14 protein-coding genes and 1 riboswitch are annotated in these 22,060 nt (G+C 56.6%); of the genes, 6 read left to right on the top strand and 8 right to left on the bottom strand.

Annotated elements, in window-relative coordinates; genetic code table 11:
- Nucleotides 1-44 precede the first annotated feature (44 nt).
- Nucleotides 45-3,308, top strand: a complete 3,264-nt coding sequence (locus QA596_03750; GenBank protein ID MDG5766569.1) for a glycoside hydrolase family 2 TIM barrel-domain containing protein — start codon at nt 45-47, stop codon at nt 3,306-3,308.
- Nucleotides 3,309-3,676: 368 nt separating this feature from the next.
- On the opposite strand, the gene QA596_03755 is transcribed toward QA596_03750, so the two are convergent.
- The 3 genes from QA596_03755 to QA596_03765 all read right to left on the bottom strand — a co-directional run bounded on the left by QA596_03755 (nt 3,677) and on the right by QA596_03765 (nt 10,031).
- The gene (locus QA596_03755; protein ID MDG5766570.1) at nt 3,677-5,101 is read right to left on the bottom strand and encodes a T9SS type A sorting domain-containing protein; all 1,425 of its coding nucleotides are present in this window, start codon (nt 5,099-5,101) and stop codon (nt 3,677-3,679) included.
- 49 nt (nt 5,102-5,150) lie between these two features.
- A complete protein-coding gene (locus QA596_03760) occupies nt 5,151-7,241 on the bottom strand; it encodes a TonB-dependent receptor (protein MDG5766571.1) in 2,091 nt (696 codons plus the stop codon).
- 214 nt (nt 7,242-7,455) lie between these two features.
- Nucleotides 7,456-7,653, bottom strand: a riboswitch (cobalamin riboswitch).
- 158 nt (nt 7,654-7,811) lie between these two features.
- Nucleotides 7,812-10,031, bottom strand: coding sequence for a TonB-dependent receptor (locus QA596_03765; protein ID MDG5766572.1), 2,220 nt, complete (start codon nt 10,029-10,031; stop codon nt 7,812-7,814).
- 319 nt (nt 10,032-10,350) lie between these two features.
- On the opposite strand from QA596_03765, the gene QA596_03770 reads away from it, so the two are divergent.
- From QA596_03770 to QA596_03790, 5 genes are all read left to right on the top strand, one after another.
- A complete protein-coding gene (locus QA596_03770) occupies nt 10,351-11,013 on the top strand; it encodes a metal-dependent transcriptional regulator (GenBank protein ID MDG5766573.1) in 663 nt (220 codons plus the stop codon).
- Nucleotides 11,010-12,026: a zinc ABC transporter substrate-binding protein gene (locus QA596_03775; GenBank protein ID MDG5766574.1), complete on the top strand. Its 1,017-nt coding sequence runs from the start codon at nt 11,010-11,012 to the stop codon at nt 12,024-12,026. The genes QA596_03770 and QA596_03775 overlap by 4 nt, the downstream gene beginning before the upstream one ends.
- Before the next feature lie 149 nt (nt 12,027-12,175).
- Nucleotides 12,176-12,997, top strand: coding sequence for a metal ABC transporter ATP-binding protein (locus QA596_03780; protein MDG5766575.1), 822 nt, complete (start codon nt 12,176-12,178; stop codon nt 12,995-12,997).
- Nucleotides 12,998-13,119: 122 nt separating this feature from the next.
- Nucleotides 13,120-14,502, top strand: coding sequence for an iron chelate uptake ABC transporter family permease subunit (locus QA596_03785; protein ID MDG5766576.1), 1,383 nt, complete (start codon nt 13,120-13,122; stop codon nt 14,500-14,502).
- A 57-nt stretch (nt 14,503-14,559) separates the two neighbouring features.
- Nucleotides 14,560-15,504 (top strand): metal ABC transporter permease, encoded by a 945-nt coding sequence (locus tag QA596_03790; protein MDG5766577.1) that lies wholly within the window; start codon nt 14,560-14,562, stop codon nt 15,502-15,504.
- A 70-nt stretch (nt 15,505-15,574) separates the two neighbouring features.
- Here QA596_03790 and QA596_03795 read toward each other — a convergent pair whose 3' ends face one another.
- From QA596_03795 to QA596_03815, 5 genes are all read right to left on the bottom strand, one after another.
- A complete protein-coding gene (locus QA596_03795) occupies nt 15,575-15,844 on the bottom strand; it encodes a hypothetical protein (protein MDG5766578.1) in 270 nt (89 codons plus the stop codon).
- Between the two features lie 201 nt (nt 15,845-16,045).
- On the bottom strand, nt 16,046-18,463 hold the full coding sequence (locus QA596_03800) for a zinc-dependent metalloprotease (protein MDG5766579.1): 2,418 nt from the start codon (nt 18,461-18,463) through the stop codon (nt 16,046-16,048).
- A gap of 260 nt (nt 18,464-18,723) precedes the next feature.
- Nucleotides 18,724-19,542, bottom strand: coding sequence for an aldo/keto reductase (locus QA596_03805; protein MDG5766580.1), 819 nt, complete (start codon nt 19,540-19,542; stop codon nt 18,724-18,726).
- Nucleotides 19,543-19,600: 58 nt separating this feature from the next.
- The gene (locus QA596_03810; protein ID MDG5766581.1) at nt 19,601-20,890 is read right to left on the bottom strand and encodes a hypothetical protein; all 1,290 of its coding nucleotides are present in this window, start codon (nt 20,888-20,890) and stop codon (nt 19,601-19,603) included.
- A gap of 99 nt (nt 20,891-20,989) precedes the next feature.
- A complete protein-coding gene (locus tag QA596_03815) occupies nt 20,990-22,027 on the bottom strand; it encodes a PorV/PorQ family protein (GenBank protein ID MDG5766582.1) in 1,038 nt (345 codons plus the stop codon).
- Nucleotides 22,028-22,060: the final 33 nt, after the last annotated feature.

A 22,060-nucleotide genomic window follows, 5' to 3' on the forward strand; every position in this document is an offset into this window, starting at 1 on the left:
GCCGGACGGGCAGCAAAAACCGAATACATCAAACCCTCCACCCCATGACACATCTTCTACCGCGGTTTTTAATCCTTCTTCTGTCGCTTGCGGCAACGACGCTGCCTTCACTACCTGTACAGGCCCAGGAAAAGCACCCCGGACGCGTACATCTGTCACAGCTTCCAGCATGGCAAAATCCCGAAATATTCGGAATCAACAAGGAACCCGGCCGCGCCCATGCCATGCCTTACGGCACGATCGAGGAGGCACTGGACGACGACGGGGATTTCTACAACTCGAAGTATCACCGTTCATTGAACGGCTACTGGAAGTTCCATCTCGCCGACAATCCATTTGCCGCTTCTCCCGATTTTCACGAACCCGGCTTCAGCGACAGTAACTGGGACCGTATTGCCGTTCCATCTTACTGGCAGACTGAAGGATATGGACAGGCTATCTACCTCAACAGCATCTACCCTATTGATTCCATTATGGGCGGACTGTTCCCCCCCATGGTTCCCGTTGAGAATAACCCCACCGGGCTCTACCGTCACCGTTTTGATCTTCCCGCCGACTGGGACGGCCGCGAAGTGTTCATCCGCTTCGATGGTGTTCGCAGCGGCTTCTATCTCTGGATTAACGGTGAGAAAGTGGGATACAGCCAGGGAAGCATGACCCCCGCCGAATTCAACATTACCCCGCACCTGCAGCCGGGAGAAAATTCCATCGCGGCAAAGGTAATCCGCTGGACCGACGGCAAGTGGCTGGAGGATCAGGACATGTGGCGCATGAGCGGCATCTTTCGCGATGTTCACCTCTACTCCACCCCGCAGATGTACCTGCAGGATTTCTTTGTAAACGCCGGTCTGGATACCGATTACCGACATGGCGTCCTGGAAGTAACAACAAAAGTCCGGAATAACAGCGGCGCGGTCCGGTATCCCGCCAACGTAGAGGTCTATCTGTTTGACGGCCGCAACAACCCGGTCGGCCAGGGGCCGTTGGCCGAAGCATACACCGAAGACCCCATGCCGCCCGGCACCATGGCTGTGGCCCGGATGCGCACAACTGTCGAAAACGCGAAGCACTGGTCAGCGGAAACCCCCTATCTCTATACCGTTGTGCTTGCTCTCAGGGACAGCGACGGAGAGCTGCTGCAGACGGTGAGAACCCGAGCCGGATTCCGAACCTATGAAATCCGGGACGGGGTGTTTCTGGTGAATGGCGAAGAGGTCAGACTCAAAGGCGCAAACCTCCACGAACACGACCCGCACAAAGCCCATACCGTCGATCCCGACTGGATCCGGAAAGACTATCGCCTGATGAAACAAAGCAACATGAATGCGGTGCGCATGGCCCACTATCCCCACAGCCGTCATTACTACGAATTGGCCGACAAATACGGGCTCTATGTGATGGATGAAGCCAACGTGGAGACTCACGGCATCTCCTTCCGCCGCAATCTCATTCCCGGAAGCGATCCGATGTGGACCATGGCCACGCTCGAGCGGATGCGGCGCATGGTCGAAATCCACAAGAACTATCCGTCGGTGGCGATATGGTCACTTGGCAACGAAGCCGGTCACGGTGACAACTTCTCCAAATCGGCTGCACTGATCCGCTCCATGGATCCGAGCCGCCCGATTCACTATCAGCATATGAATGAAATCGCCGACATGGACAGCTACATGTACCCGCCGCCGGGCAGTGTCCGCGACATTCTGGCCACCATGCCTTCCAACCGGGCTCTGATCCTGTGCGAAATGGCCCACTCCATGGGCAACTCCACCGGTAACATGATGGAATACATGGAACTGCTCGAAAACCACCGCAATTACATCGGTACGTTTATCTGGGACTGGGTCGATCAGGGCCTCTATGAAGAGGATGAACAGGGCAACATGTTCTGGGCCTACGGCGGCGATTACGGCGACTACCCGAACGATGGCAATTTCAATATCAACGGACTGGTGATGCCCGACCGAACTCCGCAGCCCGCCCTCAAACAGGTGAAATACGCTTACCAGCATGTGACGATTTCTGCCGCCGACCTCCGGAACGGCACTGTTTCGCTGACCAACCGCTACTCGCACATCGCCCTCGACCGCTTCTACCTGCATTGGGAACTGAAGGAGGATGGAATCGTGCTTCAGTCAGGGCAAAAGGAGCTTTCCGGCATAGAGCCTGGAGAAAGAGTAACCGTAACGCCGGATTTTGAAAAACCGGAGCTGCGGCCCGGACGCGAGTACTGGCTGAATGTCAGTTTGCATCTCAATGCAGACGAGGCCTGGGCCGACGCCGGTCACCGGATAGCCTGGGAGCAGTTTGCCTTGCCCTGGCCAACACCCCCGGCCCTTCGCCAGAAGCCCGGTGATATGGCGACTCCCGCCGTAACAATGGATGGCGACAGCTTTGTATTGCAAAGCGATGATACCCGCATCCGTATTTCCAGGGAGAGCGGAGAAATGACCTCTCTGCGTCACAATGGCCGGGAGTTGCTGGTGGGACCGTTAAAGCTCAATTTCTGGAGGGCTCCGACCGACAACGACATGGCGGGATGGGGCGATGTGCTCGATCCCTGGAAAACCGCCTTTGCAGAGCGATCCGTAGATCGTGTTGAGATTGTTTCGCAGACAGATGCCGCGATAGCGATTCTCGCGGAGGGGCGTCTGTCCGTTGGCTCATCCACCTTCCAAACCCTTTACACATTCTGGGGGAATGGGGTGATGCAGGTCGAAGCGCACATCCACCCGCTCGGTGACGTGCCCGAAGCCATTCCCAGAATCGGCATGGAGTTGCGCATTCCGGCCGATTATCACACCATGACCTGGTACGGCCGCGGTCCCGAGGAGAACTACCAGGATCGCAACCGGGGCATCAATATCGGGGAGTACACCGGATCTATTCCGGAACTGGTTACGCACTATGTGATGCCCCAGGAAAATGCCAACCGCACCGATGTTCGTTGGACCGGTTTCACCAACGATGAAGGCCAAGGTCTGCTGGCTGCCGGAATGCAGGAGCTGAACGTAAGCGCCTGGCCATACAGCCTTCAGGACCTTGAAAAGGCCACCCATGTAAACCGGCTGCCCGTCAGAGACTTTTTCACGGTTAATATCGACTACAAACAGCAGGGTGTCGGTGGAATTAACTCATGGACCGAACTGGCCCGCGCAATGGAGCCTTACCGGCTGCCCGCATCCCGCCCCTATTCGTATGGGTTCTATCTGATACCGCTGGATCCGTCTTCGGGTGATATGAGAGACCTGGCCCGTACGCTGCCACCTAAATCACTCGATCAATTACCGGTACAGGGCGATCATTGATACTTGCACCAAAATCCATTTTTTGTGATGATACGTGCAGCGGTAAACGTCACTTTCTGGTTTTTATGGCAACGCTTCGTTTCGATTGCAGCTTGAACCGCGGCTGATTGGCAAAAATAAAGGGGAACGAGCTTGTCGCTCGTCCCCCTCACGGGTTTGGATTCAATCGCGTGCACCGGGAAGTACACGCATCTTAACCAAGGTGCTCTCAATGATGAATATAAAAATCAAAAAATCAGGCCCGGCCCGGGTATGTAAAGGATCCATAAAGTACCGGACAATCCGGGAGACCGTCCTCTCCCCCAGTCTGACCGGCACCATCCCCCGTACATACGATACTCTCGCCCCAGAAAAGAGTTGTTAGAAATTCACTTTACCAACAACATTTTCCTGTTCAGAATCGCGTGGCTGCCGCTGGTCAGGCGGTACAGATAGACTCCACTGGACCAGCCCGAGGCATCAACCGTCACCGTATGGCTGCCCGCGCCGTGATACCCGGATGCCAGGGTCTCCACACGCCGGCCCTGCAGATCAAACACCTCCAGGGTTACCGCAGCCCCTTTTTCAAGTGAAAACCGAATTCGGGTTGCCGGGTTGAACGGGTTGGGATAGTTCTGGTCCAGCTGAATGCCGGAAGGCCGTTCAGCCACATATCCGGCATCCGTGGGTACATGATAGTGAAACGCGACCGGGCCGGGTCCGATCCCTGCCTGAAAGCTGTCCACTGCGGCAGCTGAAAGATCATAGCGCACAACCTTGCCGGCAGAGGCAAAATCCGGGGCAATGGTGACATAAACCAGCGGGTCCTGCGACTGCACATCCACCGAGAACGAGTGCATTTGCCGTTCCAGCCAGGGTTCGTCATGAAGCCTCATCTGCTCAAGGTCAACGGACCGGATTCCGTCACGTTGCAGTAATGCCGTCTGAGCATCCAGAAAAATCAGTTTTCCTGGATGTCCGCCCGTCTCCATCCTTCCGGCCACTTCCAGTTCATCGGGATCGATCACCACCAGTTCGCCAAAGGTTTCGTACGTTTCGGGATCCCAGCTGCCGTCCGGGCCAACGCCGTAATTTCCAACGGCAACGGACCATATTCTGCCGGCCGGACCGACCGCCAACTGACCCGGATTGTCGCCAACCGGGATTCTCTTGACCACCTCATCACCGGTGATATCAACTACGGCCACTTCGTTTCCGGTACCCATACCACTCAGGGCCACAAACACATGGTTTCCGGACTTTACCATACCCTCCGGACCGGATCCTGCCCCCAAATCGATCACCGCAATTTCCTCGCCAAGGGCAAGGTCAATCACCGAGAGATTGTCTCCATAGAGGTTGCTTACGTATGCTTTCTCTCCGGAAACCTGCAAAATGTGGCGCGGGCTCCCGCCATGTGCTTCATCATCAATGAAAATGGTCATGGCGGACTCGAAGGTTACGGGATCGATCACTTCAATTTTGTGGCTGTTGTTGACCACAACGTAGAGCATCTCGTTGATCCACTGCGCATCATTGGCAACATCTCCCAGCAAACGCTGAGTATATGTATGGAACACCTGCTGCTCCACTTCTCCCGTCTCCGGTTTGAACACGGTGAGTGTGGCGTTGTTGTTTCCCCAGGAACCTTCGTTAACGACAAAAACCTGATATGGCTGATATCCGGCAGATTGCTGTCGGACCTGCTCAGGCGCCTCCGTAAAGAGTTGGGCGGCCAACGGGACATGCCCCGCGAGTCCGGTGATGATCGAAAAAACTATAAGTGCAAAGAGTGTTCGTAAACCTGATTTCATGAAAAGCTCCTTATTTTGAAATCGCTCAGGGCCCGGACCGGTTCGTCCGTCAGTTGAGCGAAAGGGTTATGGTTAGGTGATAGTGCCTGGGCGCGGAAGGATAAGACTGGATGACCTCGTATGCGGCGTCGGTCAGGTTGCGAATGCCGGCGCTGACCTCCCCGCTCCACACGGCAGCCGGCCATCGCATGCCCAGATCCAGATCCATGGCTGTAAATGCCTCCAGAGGATCCCGGATCGCTGAATGGTCAAATGTGGTGTAACGCGCTCCCGTGTACCGGCCCGACCATTGCACCCAGACCCGGTCTCGCCACGCTGCCCGAATTCCCGCTTTGTGCTGCCACTCCGGTACATAGATCATCTGCTTTCCCACGCTGCCGTCTCCGGGAAATCGCTCCTGCTGAATCGCTATGCGGGTGCGTGTTACCATGTAGTGCGCATTCAAACGGAACGGGTGGATGGCTGCTTCACCACGAATCTCCCCCTCCAGGCCGGTTGAGCGGATCTTTTCGATGTTATCAGGGGTAAAGCGTCCGCCATCTCCGGGCCGCCAGCGAATTCCGTTGTCAAAGTCATGACGAAAAACGGTGATTCCGGCTGAAATGCTTTCCATAGTAACAGCCCCGGAGGTGATATTTCCGGAAGCGGTGCTGCCGCCCGACACTTTCGGGTTGTTCCGTTTATTGTAATACGACAGGCCCGCCTCGAGGGACCGGACCGTTTCGGGTTCCAGATCGGGGTTTCCTCCCGGAATCCAGAACAGGTCGTTGTAAGAAGGGGTGTTTCGGTTCCGGCCGGCCAGGGCGCGCAACGTCAGCGTTTCATCCAGAGGTTGAAACGTAATACCCAATGCCGGATTGAGCGCCGTTCCGAAGGTAGTGTGATGTTCGGCCTCCAGAAAAGGATTCAGTCGAAATCCGGGGAGAGCTTCCCAGTCATGGCGGATGCGCAGCGATACCTCCGACTTCCGCTGCCTGCCGGCATAGTTGTCACTTTCAACCTGCTGATGAGCCAATTGAGCGGCAGCCATCGATTCGTGTGCGGCATTCCAGACATACCGCAAGGACGGCTGTGCCATAAAAAGCCGGGTGGTGCTGTACTCGGTGCGACCGGTTCGCGCATCAGTGTAATCGAGGACGTACCGGTAAAACCCTCCGGTGAGATTAAGCTGAATTCGCTCAAACCCCGCATAACCGGCCTGCGTAAGCCATCGGATGGTGCGATCGTCCTGACGCGCCGGTGCGGGCGAGCTTGCCGGGCCGGGGAGGTCATTGGTGATGTCGTCCAACCAGATCAGTGACCGGAACCGCCAGTCGTTGTGTGCATACCCGGCCTGCGCCGTCAGCCAGGAGCCTTCCACCGCATTGTTGACCCGTGTTCGTTCGACCCCTCGAACCGGGTCGAAATAGCTGAAATCATAGTCCGCTTTTCGGTGATAGGCTCTGACCGAGCCCTGGAATGCTCCATGACGGACGAAGGCCCCGGCGCCGGTCTGCCGCAGACCGAAACTGCCGATGCTCCGGCTCACGAACGCGGGATTCTGGGGTTGCGAAGACCGTAGCGAGATGGCGCCTCCGAGTCCGCCGGACCCTGTCATGGCCGCCGGATTCCCCGAAGAGGCGGAAATCCCGTCCAGCATTCCGGCGGGAATCAGCGACATATCAAAAACTCCCAGCATCGGATGGTTCAGTGGCAGCTCCTCCCACAGGATGCGGGTCTGGCCCGGGGAAAAACCACGTTGTGAAACCATGGCCATATTTCCGGCGCCATAGTCGCGAATCATGGCAAAAGTGTGATTATCAAGCAGCCAGGCCGCAGACTCCTGACGAAACGCGCGTATTTGTTGCGGGTCAACGGACTGGATATAAACCGGCTGATGATGGCCCGGTTTCTCAATACGGGGTGCGAGGATTCGGATTTCATCCAAAAAGAGGGTATCGGCAAGGTCGGTATACCCTTTCGCCTGCTCATCCCGCCTTTCCAGCGCTACCGCCTCATCCTGCATTTCCGGTACGGCCGGCAGTGCCGATGCCATGGTAATCGGGCCGCTCAGGAGATCAGCATATGGCATCCCTGCAATCAGCACCATGGCCAGCCATAACGTTCGGATCACGCCCCATGCATTACGCCGACGAGACATGAATTCGAGACCATGCGTCGTTGCATGTCCGGTGCTGGAGCCCCTGGCGTTATTTGTTCCCGAGGGCACAAACCGCCGTACCGGCATCATGCTCCGGAGACCGGCGCAAAACGCATTGCGGGCGCGTGTTGCAACAACACTCCGATGGTACCTACGGATCACTTGGAATAAGCGCATGAATTGCAGGATATACGTCGGCCCCAATTCCCGAGGGCATCGGCATTCAACACCTGGCAGGTCTCCTGGCTCCATCCCCGATCGAACGGCCTTCCCGTTCCCGATGATGCCGGAACAGTGGCTATGGCAGGTTTCGATCTTGTTGCGGATGATACAGTTGCGGGTACAGCTCCCGGTTTGAACGGGATTCCCTTTTCACTTCCGTTCTGGAAGAACCAAATGTGATTACTCTGATGATAGACAGAAGACTCCACTTGCGCAACAGAATTTATTCAAACGTTCGTGGAACGCTAATTTATTGCGCCGTGCGGTATTCACACAGGGCCTTTCTGGCACAAACCGGGACTCCGGGTGCGTTTCAGGCGGACACAAACGTAACGGCAATTCAGTCCATCAGAAATAGTATCGGTACGATACCCTGGCATTGCGGCCCATCATGGGGATATCGCGCTGATCGACCCGTGACAGATGATCACGCCAGGTGACATCAAACAGATTTTCAACCGTTACGGTGAACTGATGCAGATTGTGGGTTCCCAGTCGCACTCCGCCGGCGATCTCGGTGAGGGTATAGCCGCCGGTCGTCTCTTCAGCGGGGGCAACCCTGTTCTGTGCGAACACGTGCTGAACCTGCAGGCGTCCCCACCACGAACCGGTGTCGTATTCGGTGGCGCCTTTCAAGCGCAGCGGCGGCATCAAGGGAAGCGGTTGTCGGGAGTCATTTCTTTCTGTAGCGCGGATGTAGTCACCTTGCCCGGTCAGACTCCAGCGCCGGGTCAGCTCCTGCTTCACCACAAGCTCACCGCCGATCATATCCGCATCGGAACCCCGGTACTGCAGTATCGGCAGTCCGCGCACCGGCTCGTTTTCACCAGTGGGCACTCTCGTGATGTAGTTGGTGATACGGTTGGCATACAATGCCAGATGGATCCGTCTGGCCGGAGTTTCATAATCGATGAAAAAATCGGCTCCATACCCGATTTCATTGTCCAGGGACGGGTCACCGATCTCATACGCACCGGCGCCAAGATGGATCGCGTCGGAAAACAGCTCTTCGACAGAGGGAGCGCGGTGAGCCCGGGAGAGCTGGAAGCCCACGCGCAAGGGATCCGAAACGGAGCCATGCACCCCGACGGCCCCGGCCCAGATGCCCTGGTTACGAGTTGATCCGGCATCTGGAAAATCAGGATTTGGTCGTGATTCGGTGCGGTTCCACTCCAACCTGACTCCGGCCTGCAGTCGCCAGTTTGAAGAGAGCGCAAGTTCCTCCACAACATAACCGGCGACGGTCACTCCCCGTGCATCGGGAGTCAGCGCTTCATCACCGCCCACCTTCATCCGGTAGTATTCCAGTGATGCTCCTACTGTTCCGTTGTCCAGTATGCCGCGGGAGCCATGCTGCAGCAGCAATTCGGCCTGCGCGTAATCCTGATCCACCGAAAGCTCCAGATCTTCGTCATATCCCCCTTCGGAATCGTATTCCCGCTCAATCTCCTCGTGGATATAGTGGTTGTAGGAGGCCCTGAACTCGGCTCCTTCCCAAAAATCATGACGCAGTACCCGGGCGACAGTCCCCTGTGCCGCATATCGCTGCATAAACAACTCCACCTCTTCATCCGGATCAAACGGATCTTCGGGCACTCCGTATCTCTGGTCGACGAACTGCACGGACGCTCCTGCATGGGTATCGGCACCACGGTAGGCGGCACCGGTCGCGAAATGTAAGGCCCTCAAATCTGTACCTGGAATAGTGCCGGAAGGCGTTTTCATGTCACCGGTATTCCTGGTACTGCCACGCACGGACACCGCCCAGGAATCGGTCCCGTAGGTGTAGCGCCCGGCACCGGAAAGGGACGCCATCCCGGACTGCCCTTCGCTCCCGACATATCCGCTGGACCCTGCAGTCCATCCCGATGGGATGTCGTTTGAGTGCGCGTTGACAATGCCGCCCATTGCGCTGGAGCCGTATATCAGGCTGGCCGGACCCCGGATCACATCCAGTTGTTCTATCGATTGGGGATCCAGGGAAACCGCATGGTCATGCGCCGTGGCGGAAATATCCCCCATTTTCATTCCGTTCTGAAGCACCTGGATCCGCTCTCCGTCCATGCCTCGAATAACCGGTCGAGCCGGGGCGATTCCGAACGATCGCATGGCTACCCCGGCTTCCCCGTCGATCAATGCTCCCAGTGAACTGGTGTTTCGCTGCTGGATATCTGCACTACTATAACTCTGCGACGGCTGATAGCGGGTGATGCGGCGAAACAGGGATGCCGTTACCAAAACCTCGGCTGTTCGAGTGGTTGCCGGTGACAGGGTGATCTCCAGCGTCGGTTCACCTTCCTGCGGAAGGGTCACCGAAATCTGCCTGCTTTCATATCCGACATAGCGGATGAGCAGGTGCCAGGTCCCCTCCTCCAGCCCTTCCAGCCGAAAGGTCCCGTCCGGGGCGGTTGAAGTGCCCAAAGCCGTCTCGAGCACCATTACGGTAGCACCCGGCAACGGCTCCTCCTCCGTGTCGACAACCCGTCCGTGAATGGTCTGGGCATAAGATATCCGGGGAGTTAACAATAGCAGTAAAACAAGTAGTCCGATACGAAACATATGATACATAGCTCTGTCTAAATGGTTAATTGGCAGTATGATCCCGTTTACCAGCGAAACGTCAACCGGGAGTTTCAGAATCATTTGCAGGGATGGAATCCGCCGTTTCACGATGCACCAAGCCACGAAGCAGCTTTAGGCTGATGGATTATAATGGCTAATTTTAATTTAGTCAAGGCTAAATTTAGAATCCCTGGCAATGTGAAAATTCCAGATACTGGTCTTTTATTTTACCGATTCACACCCCGATCTCCTACGGCTTTATTGACATTATATTTAGTTTTAACTAAATTCTAATGTGTAAAAATGCCGTTCAAGAAATCGTAACATGGAAAAGCCAAGGTTGAGCGAAGCCCAGGAAGATTACCTGAAGGAGATCTACAAAATTCGTGAATTCAACGGGGAAGTCGGGATGCAGGATCTGGCCCGGAAGCTGGATGTGCGTCCGGCCTCGGTAACCGGCATGATTAAAAAGTTGGCGGAAGCCGGCCTGGTGGAGCACGAACCGTACAAAGGGGTGCGGCTCACCGCTATCGGCGAAAAAATCGCCCTGGAAGTGCTGAGGCACCATCGGCTGCTTGAACTCTACCTCGCCGATCACCTCAACTACTCCTGGGATGAAATCCACGATGAAGCGGAGCGGCTGGAGCATGTCATCAGCGAAAAGTTTGAATCCGCCATTGCCGAACTGATGGGCCATCCCACCCACGACCCGCACGGTGATCCGATCCCTTCGGTGGACCTTGAGCTACCGGAGTCCCCTGACTGGAAGCCGGTTATTACCGCAAAAAGCGGCTCTGATGCGATCATTCGAAGGGTTATGACCCAGGACAGGGACATCCTGAATATGCTTGCGCGGCTCAACCTCACCATCAACCAGAGGATTACCGTTACGGAAAATGATAAAACGGGCACCCGGATCAAGGTGCAGGACGACCAGTTCTTCCTGCCACATTCCATTGTCAAATTCATTTGGATAGAATACGTATGACCAGCAACAGACACATATTCGGGCAGTTCAGGCACGGCTCTTCCCGGCACATGAAGCGTCCGGTTATAGGGATGCTTTGGGTAATGGCTCTCATCCCCATTGCCCTGCTGCTCTCTTCCTGCGATAACGGGGAAGCGGAAACGGATGAGCGGCCTTTTGTCGTAACAACCACGAACCTGATCCGTGATGCTGTGGAACGGGTCGGCGGGGAGGAGATACGGACCGTCAGCCTGATGGGCCCCGGAGTGGACCCGCACATCTACCGGGCCACGCCGCGTGACTTCCGCCGGATGGAGCAGGCCGACCTGATTTTATACAACGGCCACTTTCTGGAAGGGCGCCTGGCGGAAATCCTGGCCCGTCAGGGGGAGCGGGCGCGTGCCGTCACCGAACAGATTCCCTCGGAAAAATTGATTGAAGCGTCCGATTTTGGCGGAACATACGATCCCCACGTCTGGTTTGATGCCGAGCTCTGGAGGCTGGTGATTGATGATGTTGCTATGGCTCTGTCGCAGCTGCAGCCGGAAAACGCCGGGACGTTCCAGCGCCGTGCGCAAGAGTATAACGCGGAGCTGCGGGAACTGCACGAGTATGCGCTTGAGCAGATCCGGCGCATACCGGAACAGCAGCGTATCCTGATCACCGCTCACGACGCCTTTCAGTATTTCAGCCGCGCCTACGGCATCGAGGTGCGGGGGTTGCAGGGGCTGAGCACCGCCACCGAATTCGGCGTTCAGGATGTGACGCGGATGGTCAGCCTCATTACAGAGCGGCGGGTTCCGGCCATTTTTGTTGAAAGCAGTGTTAGTACGCGCTCGATCGAGTCGGTGATCGCGGGAGTCCGGCAGCGGGGATATGAGGTGCGTATCGGCGGAACGCTGTTTTCCGACTCCATGGGCGCCCGCGGCACTCCCGAAGGAACCTACGCCGGCATGTTCCGGCATAATGTCGATACCATTGTGGAAGCGTTGACCCCCGGGATGGAGCACGCCGATACAGAGGAAACTCTCTGAGTTTATATGGCATGCACCGTTTTGCAGGGTTCACGCTCACGAGTGCCCACCGGAAATGGACAAAGATCAGCTCCGGAGATCATATTCGAAACATTTATACGGCAGATCAACCTGGTAATTGCCGAAATATCCGAAATCATTCAAATCGCATGAATACAGCTATGCAGACATCCGCGCCGGATTCCGGCCAATCGGTCAATCCCCCCGTTGAGGTCCATGATCTTACGATCGCCTACGATCAGAAGCCGGTACTGTGGGATATCGATTTCGAACTTCCGAAAGCGAAACTGACAGCGATCGTGGGTCCGAACGGCGCCGGAAAATCCACACTGATCAAAGCCGCGATGGGGCTGATCCCCTCCTCTTCGGGCTACACGCTCATTTACGGCAAGCCGCTGGAAAAACAGCGGAGGAATGTCGCCTATGTGCCCCAGCGTGAGTCGGTTGACTGGAACTTTCCCATCAGTGTGATGGATGTGGTGTTGATGGGGCGCTACCCGCACCTGCGCCTGTTCCGTCGGCCGCGGCGCAAGGACCGTGAGATCGCCGCCGACGCCCTGCGGCAGGTCGGTATGGAAGAGTACGCAAAACGCCAGATTTCCCAGCTTTCCGGCGGGCAGCAGCAGCGGGTGTTTCTGGCCCGGGCCCTTGCCCAGGACGCTGATATCTACCTGCTGGACGAGCCCATGGCCGGTGTTGACGCCGCCACGGAAACCGTAATATTCGACAAGCTCAAGGAGCTCCGGGACCGCAACAAAACGGTCGTGGTGGTTCACCATGATCTCCAGAACATCCCCGATCACTTTGACTGGGTGATGCTGCTGAACCTCCGCATGGTGGCGTTCGGCCCGGTGGAGACCACATTTACCGATGAAAACCTCCAGAAGGCCTATGGCGGCCGGCTGAACATTCTGAGCCAGATGGTGGAACGCAGCCGTCAGCAACGCTTTATCCGCGAAACCGACAACTGACCCTGATAACGCCCGAAACCGACTTCCGACTCAAATGATACCCCGATACCCATAGCCGATCCAGGCCATTTTCCGGAGCCGTTCCGCCCCGGAGGATGCCGTTTATTTCCAGAAAGTGACATATGGACCTTTTTTTTGAATTTTTCTCCCTGCGTGATCCGAACATCCGGTATGTGCTTGCCGGTACCATCCTGCTGGGGATTTCGGCCGGCGCCCTGGGCTGTTTCGCCATCCTGAGGCGCAGGGCTCTCGTGGGCGATGCCGTGGCGCACGCCGTACTACCGGGTGTGTGCCTGGCGTTTATCGTTGCCGGCGGGAAAGACCCCTTCCTGCTGATAATCGGCGCTTTTCTGTTCGGCTTGCTGAGTATGGTGACCATGGACTTCATCACCAGAAACAGCCGCATCGCTCCGGATGCCTCCATAGGCATGGTGCTGTCCGTCTTTTTCGGTCTGGGGGTGGTGCTGCTGACCTACATCCAGTCGGCCGGATTTGTCGACCAGAGCGGGCTGGATGATTTCCTGTTCGGTCAGGCCGCCGCCATGATCGGCACCGATGTCAGGGTCTTCGGCGGGCTGAGCCTCCTGATTCTATTGCTTATGGTACTGGCTTACAAGGAGCTGCAGCTTATCAGTTTCGATGTGCCGTTCGCCCGCAGTATCGGCTATCCGGTGAAGCGTATGGAGTTCCTGCTGGCCATGCTCATGGTGATGACCATTACCGCGGGCATTCAGGCGGTGGGTGTCGTGCTGATGGCTGCCATGCTGATTATTCCGGCCGCCGCCGCCCGTTACTGGACCGACTCACTGCGGGTGATGCTGGTTATCGCCGCCTCTGTCGGGGCTTTTTCCGGCATAACCGGTTCGTTTATCAGCTATACTGCCCCGGCCATGCCTACCGGTCCGTGGATGGTGGTCAGCGCCGCCCTGATTTTTTTCCTCTCCTTCTTGCTGGCACCGGGCCGCGGCGAAATCGCCCGCCATTTCCAGCGCAGGAAATTCTCCTTCAAAATCGCTTGCGAAAACATGCTCAAGACCCTCTATTCCCTGGAGGAAGAAGACGGCCGCCGCGACCGGGTTCGCACCTTCCGGGAACTGCGAAAAAAGCGCCATATGAGGGTTGGGAAGCTGAGGTCCGTGCTCTCCTCCCTGCTCCGGAGAGGGTTCGTATCCCGGTATTCCGGAGAGCCTGACGGGTATGTGCTTACTGCCGCCGGGCGCGATGAAGCCCGCCGGCTGGTTAGAGTCCATCGCCTCTGGGAGCAGTACCTCAACAAGCAGCTCAACATTCCGGTAGATCATGTGCACGACGATGCCGAATCGATGGAACACCTGATCACCGCCGACATCGAAACCCAGCTGCGGCTTTCACTCGGCTCGCCCGATCGCGATCCGCACGAAAGCCGGATACCCTACAGCGATTCCGACAACGACTCCGGCGGCACAGACCCGCCACCGGGTACCTCCGGTGGCGGAAAATCCGAACATCCCCCTCACAACAGCTAACAGGCCAACGCTAACTATCACTGTCAAACCTCTCACCCGCTCACAGTTAACAATAACATGATTACTTCCACGGGATGGATACTTATAACCGGAATTCTTGTTGCCGCCTCATGCGCTCTGGCCGGCTCATTTCTTGTTCTCCGGAAGATGTCCCTGATGGGTGACGCCATCTCCCACGCCGTGCTGCCCGGCATCGCCATCGCGTTCCTTCTCACGGCGGGACGAAATTCGGTACCCATGCTGATCGGGGCGGGCATCTTCGGCGTGCTGACGGTCTATCTTACCGAAGAGCTCAGCAAAAAGGGCCGGATATTTCATGACGCATCCATGGGTATCGTGTTTACCACGCTCTTTGCCATCGGCGTAATCATCATCTCCCTGTTTGCCGGGAATGTGGATCTGGACCAGGACTGCATCCTGTACGGGGAAATCGCCTATGTTCCCTGGGATATCTGGTACTGGCGGGGCATGGACATGGGACCAAGGCCGGTCTGGATTCTCGGCACGGTACTGCTCATCAACATCGGGTTCATCACGCTGTTTTACAAAGAGCTAAAAACCTACAGTTTTAGTCCGCAGCTGGCTACAACGCTCGGGCTTCCGGTCGGACTGATCCACTACGGGTTGATGAGTACGGTCTCTCTTACCACGATCGGCTCGTTTGAAAGTGTCGGCGCCATACTGGTAGTTGCCCTGCTGATTGTTCCGCCGGCAACAGCCTACCTGCTCACGGACCGTCTGCACCGGCTGCTGCTTCTGGCCGTTCTGTTCGGCATCACCTCAGCCGTCGGCGGCTACTACCTCGCCCTGTGGATCAACAGCTCCATCGCCGGCGCCATAGCCGTGGTAACCGGCGCGCAGTTTGCCCTGGTGTTTCTGTTTGCACCGCGATACGGCTTTCTTGCCGGAAGACGCGGCAGGTCGTACTCTCACCGGGATCTCTCCGCAATCGAGACTACCCTCGCTGAACCGGATCCGGCCTTGCCGAAACATCACAGATAGGTACATCATGCCATAAAACGGCTGTTGAAAGCGCGCTGTGTCCCTCTTTGTTGCACCGGGCTGTGTCCTCCTATTTCCTTGTCATCAGGCCGACAACCGCAACGAAAAGCGTGGCTCCGATAATGGACCACAATACCGGGAAGGCGACCTCTCCGGCTCGAATCGTGAACAGATCCGGCAGGTTGAAGAAGTCGGCCAGCCCCATGCCTATCAGGGCGCCGATAAAGCCGATGACAATGGAGAGCAGGCATCCACCGCGGTTAAAACCGCCTATTGCCTGACCGATGGATCCGCAGATGCCTGCAATAAGCAGCAGAAGAAAAAACTCGAATAAGCCCATACCGTCTGATTGATTGGATTTTGGGTTCCTGATTGGTTCAGGGCACAGCCGTCATTTGCTCAGATACGACAATCTGTGCCTTCAAGATACAAGATTCTGCCGATTCTGCGAATCCTGTTCCGGCCGGTTTATAGAGGGAAAAGGTCTGTGGCCATGGATACGAGCCCCGCCTTAGTCTGTGATCGGGATTTATGCCTTGCCTCAGTCCGCATCCAGGATTTTTTTGATATGGTCCTCCACATCCTGCAGGTGATAGCGCGTCACATTATCGGCTGCACGCGGAACAGCCTGGCCGACCTCCTCTCTAAGGTCCCGCAGATGGCCCCGGATCATGGAGGCGGCTTCGCCGGAAGAGCGGAAAAATGATCCTCCGACCTGCATTTCCACAACTTCAAGGTAGGTTCGCTGCAAATTGCGCCGGTAGAGATCAACGGAAACGCTGTTATCCGACAGCTCCATCCAGATACCGGTCCGCAGGTCGGTCATCATCTCATCCACAGGATACACCGAATCCGGATCCCGGCCGGCTTCCAGTTCGGCCATCCGGATCAGGCGGCTGCTGCTCATGAGCATCTGCAGCAACCGGCGCTGGCTTTGCATCACCCGATTGACGGCACCGGATGCCTGGATCAGATCAAGCACGGATGGATCCAGCAGGTAGTCGGGAGTGGCAAAGGCCTCTTCCAGCAGGTAGTTCAGCGCCTCCACCTGGCGATCTCTGGGAACCGGTTCGTAGACAGCGCCATCCTGTCCATAGACCTTCCGCTCGCCATACACGCCCCCGACCCAGTTGACCACATGACCAAGCATAAAATCACGCTGTTGATGCACACTGTTGTACAGCTCCTGCAGGGTGGAAAAGTCATCGCCATCCTGTCCGGCGGCATCCACGATAAATTCCATAATACGTTTCAGGTTCGCGATGCCATACCGGGTGGATGCAACATGGTTGTCACCGAGCGCTTCCCGCTGCTGGGTCGGGTCAACCGTAGACAGGCTTCCAAACAGCAGCATGGGCTCCTCCTCCTGGCGGCGGGCGATCTCGTTCAGGAACGGCCGCTCCTCATCGGCGTTCGCTGCTTCCGGAATCGGCTTGTAACCCCACTCCACCGCGAATTTGTCATAGATCGACACGATCGGGAACATATAGGCGCCATCGCCGGGCTGGGCGACATAATTCATCCTCGCGTAATCCATGATCGACGGGGTGGTGCCGTACTTTCTGGTAAAGGTGGGGCTTCGCAGGCTGTCGGTCGGCACGGTGGCGCTCGCTTTCATGTTGTGCGGAAAGCCGAGGGTGTGCCCCACTTCATGCGCCACCACCATCTGTACCAGGCGGCCCATCAGGGAGTCGGGCATGGGGAGGTTGCGCATTCGTTCATCCACCGCTCCCCCCTGCACAAAATACCAGTTGCGAAGCAACCGCTGCACATTGTGGAACATGCCGATGGAAGAGGTGATGATTTCGCCGCTGCGGGGGTCGTTCACATGCGGACCGTAGGCGTTCATGGTGGTTGAAGGCATCCATCGCACCATCGAGTAGCGGGCATCTTCCATGCTGAAATCGGGATCGTCCACCGGTGCGCGCTTGCCGATAATGGCGTTTTTGAAGCCGGCCTGTTCAAAGGCGGGCTGCCAGTCGTTCACCCCCTGGACGACATAGTCGACGAGAAACTCCGGCGTACCGGGATCCACATAGAAGACAATGGGTTTCACCGGTTCGGACAGTTCGGCTTCCGGGTCTTTCTTCTCCAGCCGCCAGCGGGTGATATAGCGCCGTTGCTGGGCCTGATGCTCCGGACGGCTGTAGTCCACCATTTGTACCGAAAAGAAGCCGACCCGTTCGTCGAACAGCCGCGGCTGCATCGGCTCGTCGGGAAGCCGAAGAAAGCTGTGGTTCAGCATGAGTGAGATGGTGCGCAGATCGCCTCCGCCCGGCACGTTGTCGGCCTGCATGGTCAGGACATTGGAGACTTCCACATTCTCCGGAAACGCTCTGGCGCGATCCACATAGCTTCTCTCGGAATCCACCCGGCGTCCGCGATACCTTTCCCGTGGATTAAATTCGGGCACATCGTTGGTAAAAAGCCTGGTAACCTCGATGAGAGAGGTGCTGTCGGGACCTGTGCCCTCGATCTCGAATGAGGCGATAATCGGCTCGAAGGTAGCCGCCCGAACGGCGTTGTACACAGCTGAAGCGGTATCGGCTACCGACTGGTGCATCACACTTCGCAGCAGGATATCGCCGCCGCGCTTGTCCCATCGAATCACACGGTTGCTCAGCCGCATGCCGCCGTATCCGGTTCCCTCCTGCGCCCGCACAATACGGGTAACCAGCAGAATCTCCCGCCCCAGCAATGTGTCAGGAATATCAAAATAGAGCTTGTCGTCCACCTGATGCACCCCGAACATGCCCTTATCCGAAACCGCTTCATCGGTGATGATCTCGTTGTAATCGGCATAGGGGTCGTCGTCATCGGCAACGGGACCCGGCTCGCCGACCTCGATGGTTCCTTCGGGGATGTCGCCGGTATCATTTTCGGCAGTGGTTCGGAACAGGGAGCAGCTGGAAAGTAGCAGTATGGAGACAAGAAGCGGAACGATTCGGCTGATCAGCATTACGGATATGATATAAATGGTTGATTAGAGGGATACCGTAGCATGGCGGTTTGCGTCAGGCGATCCAAAAGGCGGAAACCGGCCACATGCCGGCATGATGTAACTGTGCCGGGAAACCAGCTGGTGGTAAGGCCGCAATGGATGCCGTGTGTTGCCACACAGCGGTTTATGGTCATAGTGCTACGGAGCCAGAGTTCAAGCCGGTTCCGCAACCTACCTGTAACGAACCGAAACCACGCCGCGTCTGCACTTTCTGAACATTAATCCCAGCGGGGTGAAAGGCCCGGAATATCTACAAAGCGACGGTTCTTATCCAACAGGCGCAACTGCTCAAGATCTTCCGAATCCAGCTCAAAGTCAAAAATATCGATGTTCTTACGGCGCTTTTCCGTGTCGGAGGCTTTGGGAACGGCGGCCACGCCATCCTGCATGACCAGCCACCTCAGCGCTACCTGGGTTGCGGTTTTATCGTATTTCCGACCGATTTCCGCGAGAACCGGGTGGTCGGCAAGGCTGCCTTTGGCCAGAGGACTGTAAGCGGTCAGAAAGAGCTGATGTTCCCGCATGAATGAAAGGAGTTTCTCCTGCGAGAGCAGCACATGGTACTCCACCTGATTGGTGATAAGCGGTACTCCGGTCTGCAGAGCCCGCTTCAGCCAGGCCACGGGGAAATTGCTGACGCCGAGGAAACGGACGTACCCCTCACTGCGGAGGCGGTCCATGGCACCCAGGGTTTCTTCAAGCGGTACCGCCGAAGAGGGCCAGTGGATCAAAAGCAGGTCGATGTAATCGGTCTGCAGATTCCGGAGCGATGCTTCGGTTGTCTCCCGCACACGATCCGGCGCCAGGCTTTCGGTCCACAGCTTGGTTGTGACAAACAGCTCCCCCCTGTTAATGCCCGATTGAACGATGCCGTCACCGACCGACCGCTCGTTTCGGTACATCTCGGCAGTATCGATGTGGCGGTATCCCATTGCGATAGCGTCACTTACTGCATCAGCGCACTGCTTGCCGGAGAGACCGAAGGTTCCGAACCCCAAAGCCGGGATTCTTTCGGAATCAATATCAATATACTTCATATTGGGTATTCGTCTTTCTGAAAAGATATCCGTTTGCTTGGCCGCCGGCCGGTTTCACCTATTCAAAGTCGGTATTCAGCTTGAACCTGGAAATCCGGTTATTGCCCGTATCGGCGACATAAACTACCCGGCGGAAGTAGGCGACTCCTCCGGGATCACGGAACTGCCGCGGACCCGATCCGCGCCCTCCGAACGACACGTTATCCGCTTTGGTACGCTCCGAACCCGCTTCGGGGACTTTCCCTTCCTGGCCATTGGACTGAAACAGGAACAGGCTGTCTTTCGCGGCGTCGGTTACAAAAATGTGCCCCCGGGCATCCGCCGAATAGGCGACTCCGCTGGGCTGGCTAAAACGGTTTGTTTGATAGAGAAACGATTCCGCCCGGGTTGTGTCCATATTCATCAGTTCCGAACGGGGACTGTACACAAGGCCGTCGATGGTCATGGTGGCATCAATCCAGAGAACCCGTATGGGAATATTCCTGGTAGTATCAGCCTGTGTGAGGATAAAACTGAGGTTTTCGGTCATATTCTCACGCTGCGGCGCTCCCACGAGGGTGGTCATGTCGCCAATCCCCACACCGCTGAGAAGCGATGGATTGTTGGGATTGAGAGCTCGAATCTGGCCGGTATTCTGCATCTTGCCGGTCGGATTACCCGAGGCATCCGAGACGGCACCGTAGATCAGAATGGTGTTATCGGGTGTAGTGATCTGGCCGGTGACATTCTGCGGCCCCCTTCTTGCCACGTAGATGGTATTGTCGTGCAGCACGCCCAAACCGGTAAGTTCGACCTTGTCGAAATTGTCATCGCGGGCCGGGTTCAGCCGGCGGCTTCGCGCTCCTGCGGTGTAACTGTCGTCGGCAAACGGCATGATCAGTGTATCCAGCACGTTCTCATTACCGCTGCCGGGGTTCTCCAGTTTAAAGACCGCCGGAAGGTTCCAGCTTACATCCGGATGGGACGGATTGGCGACCGTATCGATCCGCGCGGATACATACACATTAAGCAGACGGTCCTGAACAACTCTTGTCGCGCCATCGAACGGGATGGTCCGGTACGGCCGTCCGGCACGATCCAGGATATGAAGTCCCGAAGCATCGGTAACATATACCAGTTCATCGAAGCCGACCATCACATCAGTGGGACGGTCAAAGTGATCCCAGAAAGGAAGCAGGGCGGCGTAGCCGGCTTCATCGACGATCAGGTTCGGATCCTGACGGCCCTCTTCAAATATCTCGTCGGTAACCGGATCGCTTTTGGTGCCGAATATTTCGTCACAACCCGTGACTGCCACTCCGGCAATCAGAAGGATCATGAGTAAATGATAAGGGGAAAAACGTTTCATCTGCTTGTCTGCTTTTAAGATTAATTTGGATCAGTCCTGTCGGATGATAACCGCTGGTTTCAGGTTCCTGCCGGCCGGCGATGCGGGGCAGGCCGCGGCCTACAGATTGAATTTCAAACTGATGCGATGCAGCGACCCGAGGCGTTCCCGCGTAGCGAAACCGTAGTCCATCTCAATGGAGTATTGCTGCAGTGGAAGCCGGAAGCCCACTCCGAAATTCGGCAAATAGACCTCATCCACACCGAATACATACCCTGTGCGGACATAAAACTGATCCATGAACTGCAGTTCGGTACCCATGCTGAAGCGTTCGGCGTTGTCGTTGGGATTGATAATCTGGCCGGTGAGAACCACGTTCATCAGCTCGGACCGGTACGCGTCGTAGGCCGCCCCAAAGTTGAACGTGGTAGGCGGAGAGATGGACTCAAACTCGTCAAATACCAGGTAGCCGTCCTCATCGGTCTCCTGATCGGACTCATGCGGACCGGGGATGCGACGGGTCTCGCCCGAGGGGGTGGCGTCGATACCGAAATTATTGACCCCGACGGCAAAGCGCAGGCCGGTGTTCCCCACCCGATAGAAGAAGCCGACATCCATAACGGCAGTTTGTGAACGGATCTCCTCAATGCTTTCATCCAGGTATTTCAGCGTTACTCCGTAGCTGAACAGGCTGGTCAGTTCCTGGGCGAAGGTCAGGCCCGCCGCCATATGGATCGTGCGAAACGTGCGTCCGGTGCCAAACGGGTGAAATTCCGTCGTTTCTTCCATTTCGCCGGAGTCAAGATAGGTCAGCGCCCCTCCGAGAGCGATACTTCCAAGGCGATGAACATAAGCGCCATAGTTCAGGGAGATATCGGTAAAATAAGCGGTATGACCCAGGAGGAACTGGTTTCCATCCATCTGGGCAGCCAGCGCGGGGTTCCAGAAAAGCGACGAGGCATCTTTTGCATCGGCGATATTGGAATAGGCCATTCCGGCGGACCGGGCATCCACCCCGATTTTCAGAAACTGAAACCCGGAAGTACCGGACCGCGAGGCGCCGAAACTGGGCAAAATACTCTGCCCGACACCTTCGGTGGCCAGCAACAGCACCAGCAGCGAAGTTATTAGCGTAATGGATTTAAAACGTTTCATCATGTGAACTAAGCTTGTCATTAGATAAACCGGGGA

The organism is Balneolales bacterium ANBcel1 (assembly GCA_029688905.1).
GTDB lineage: Bacteria > Bacteroidota > Rhodothermia > Balneolales > Natronogracilivirgulaceae > SLLW01.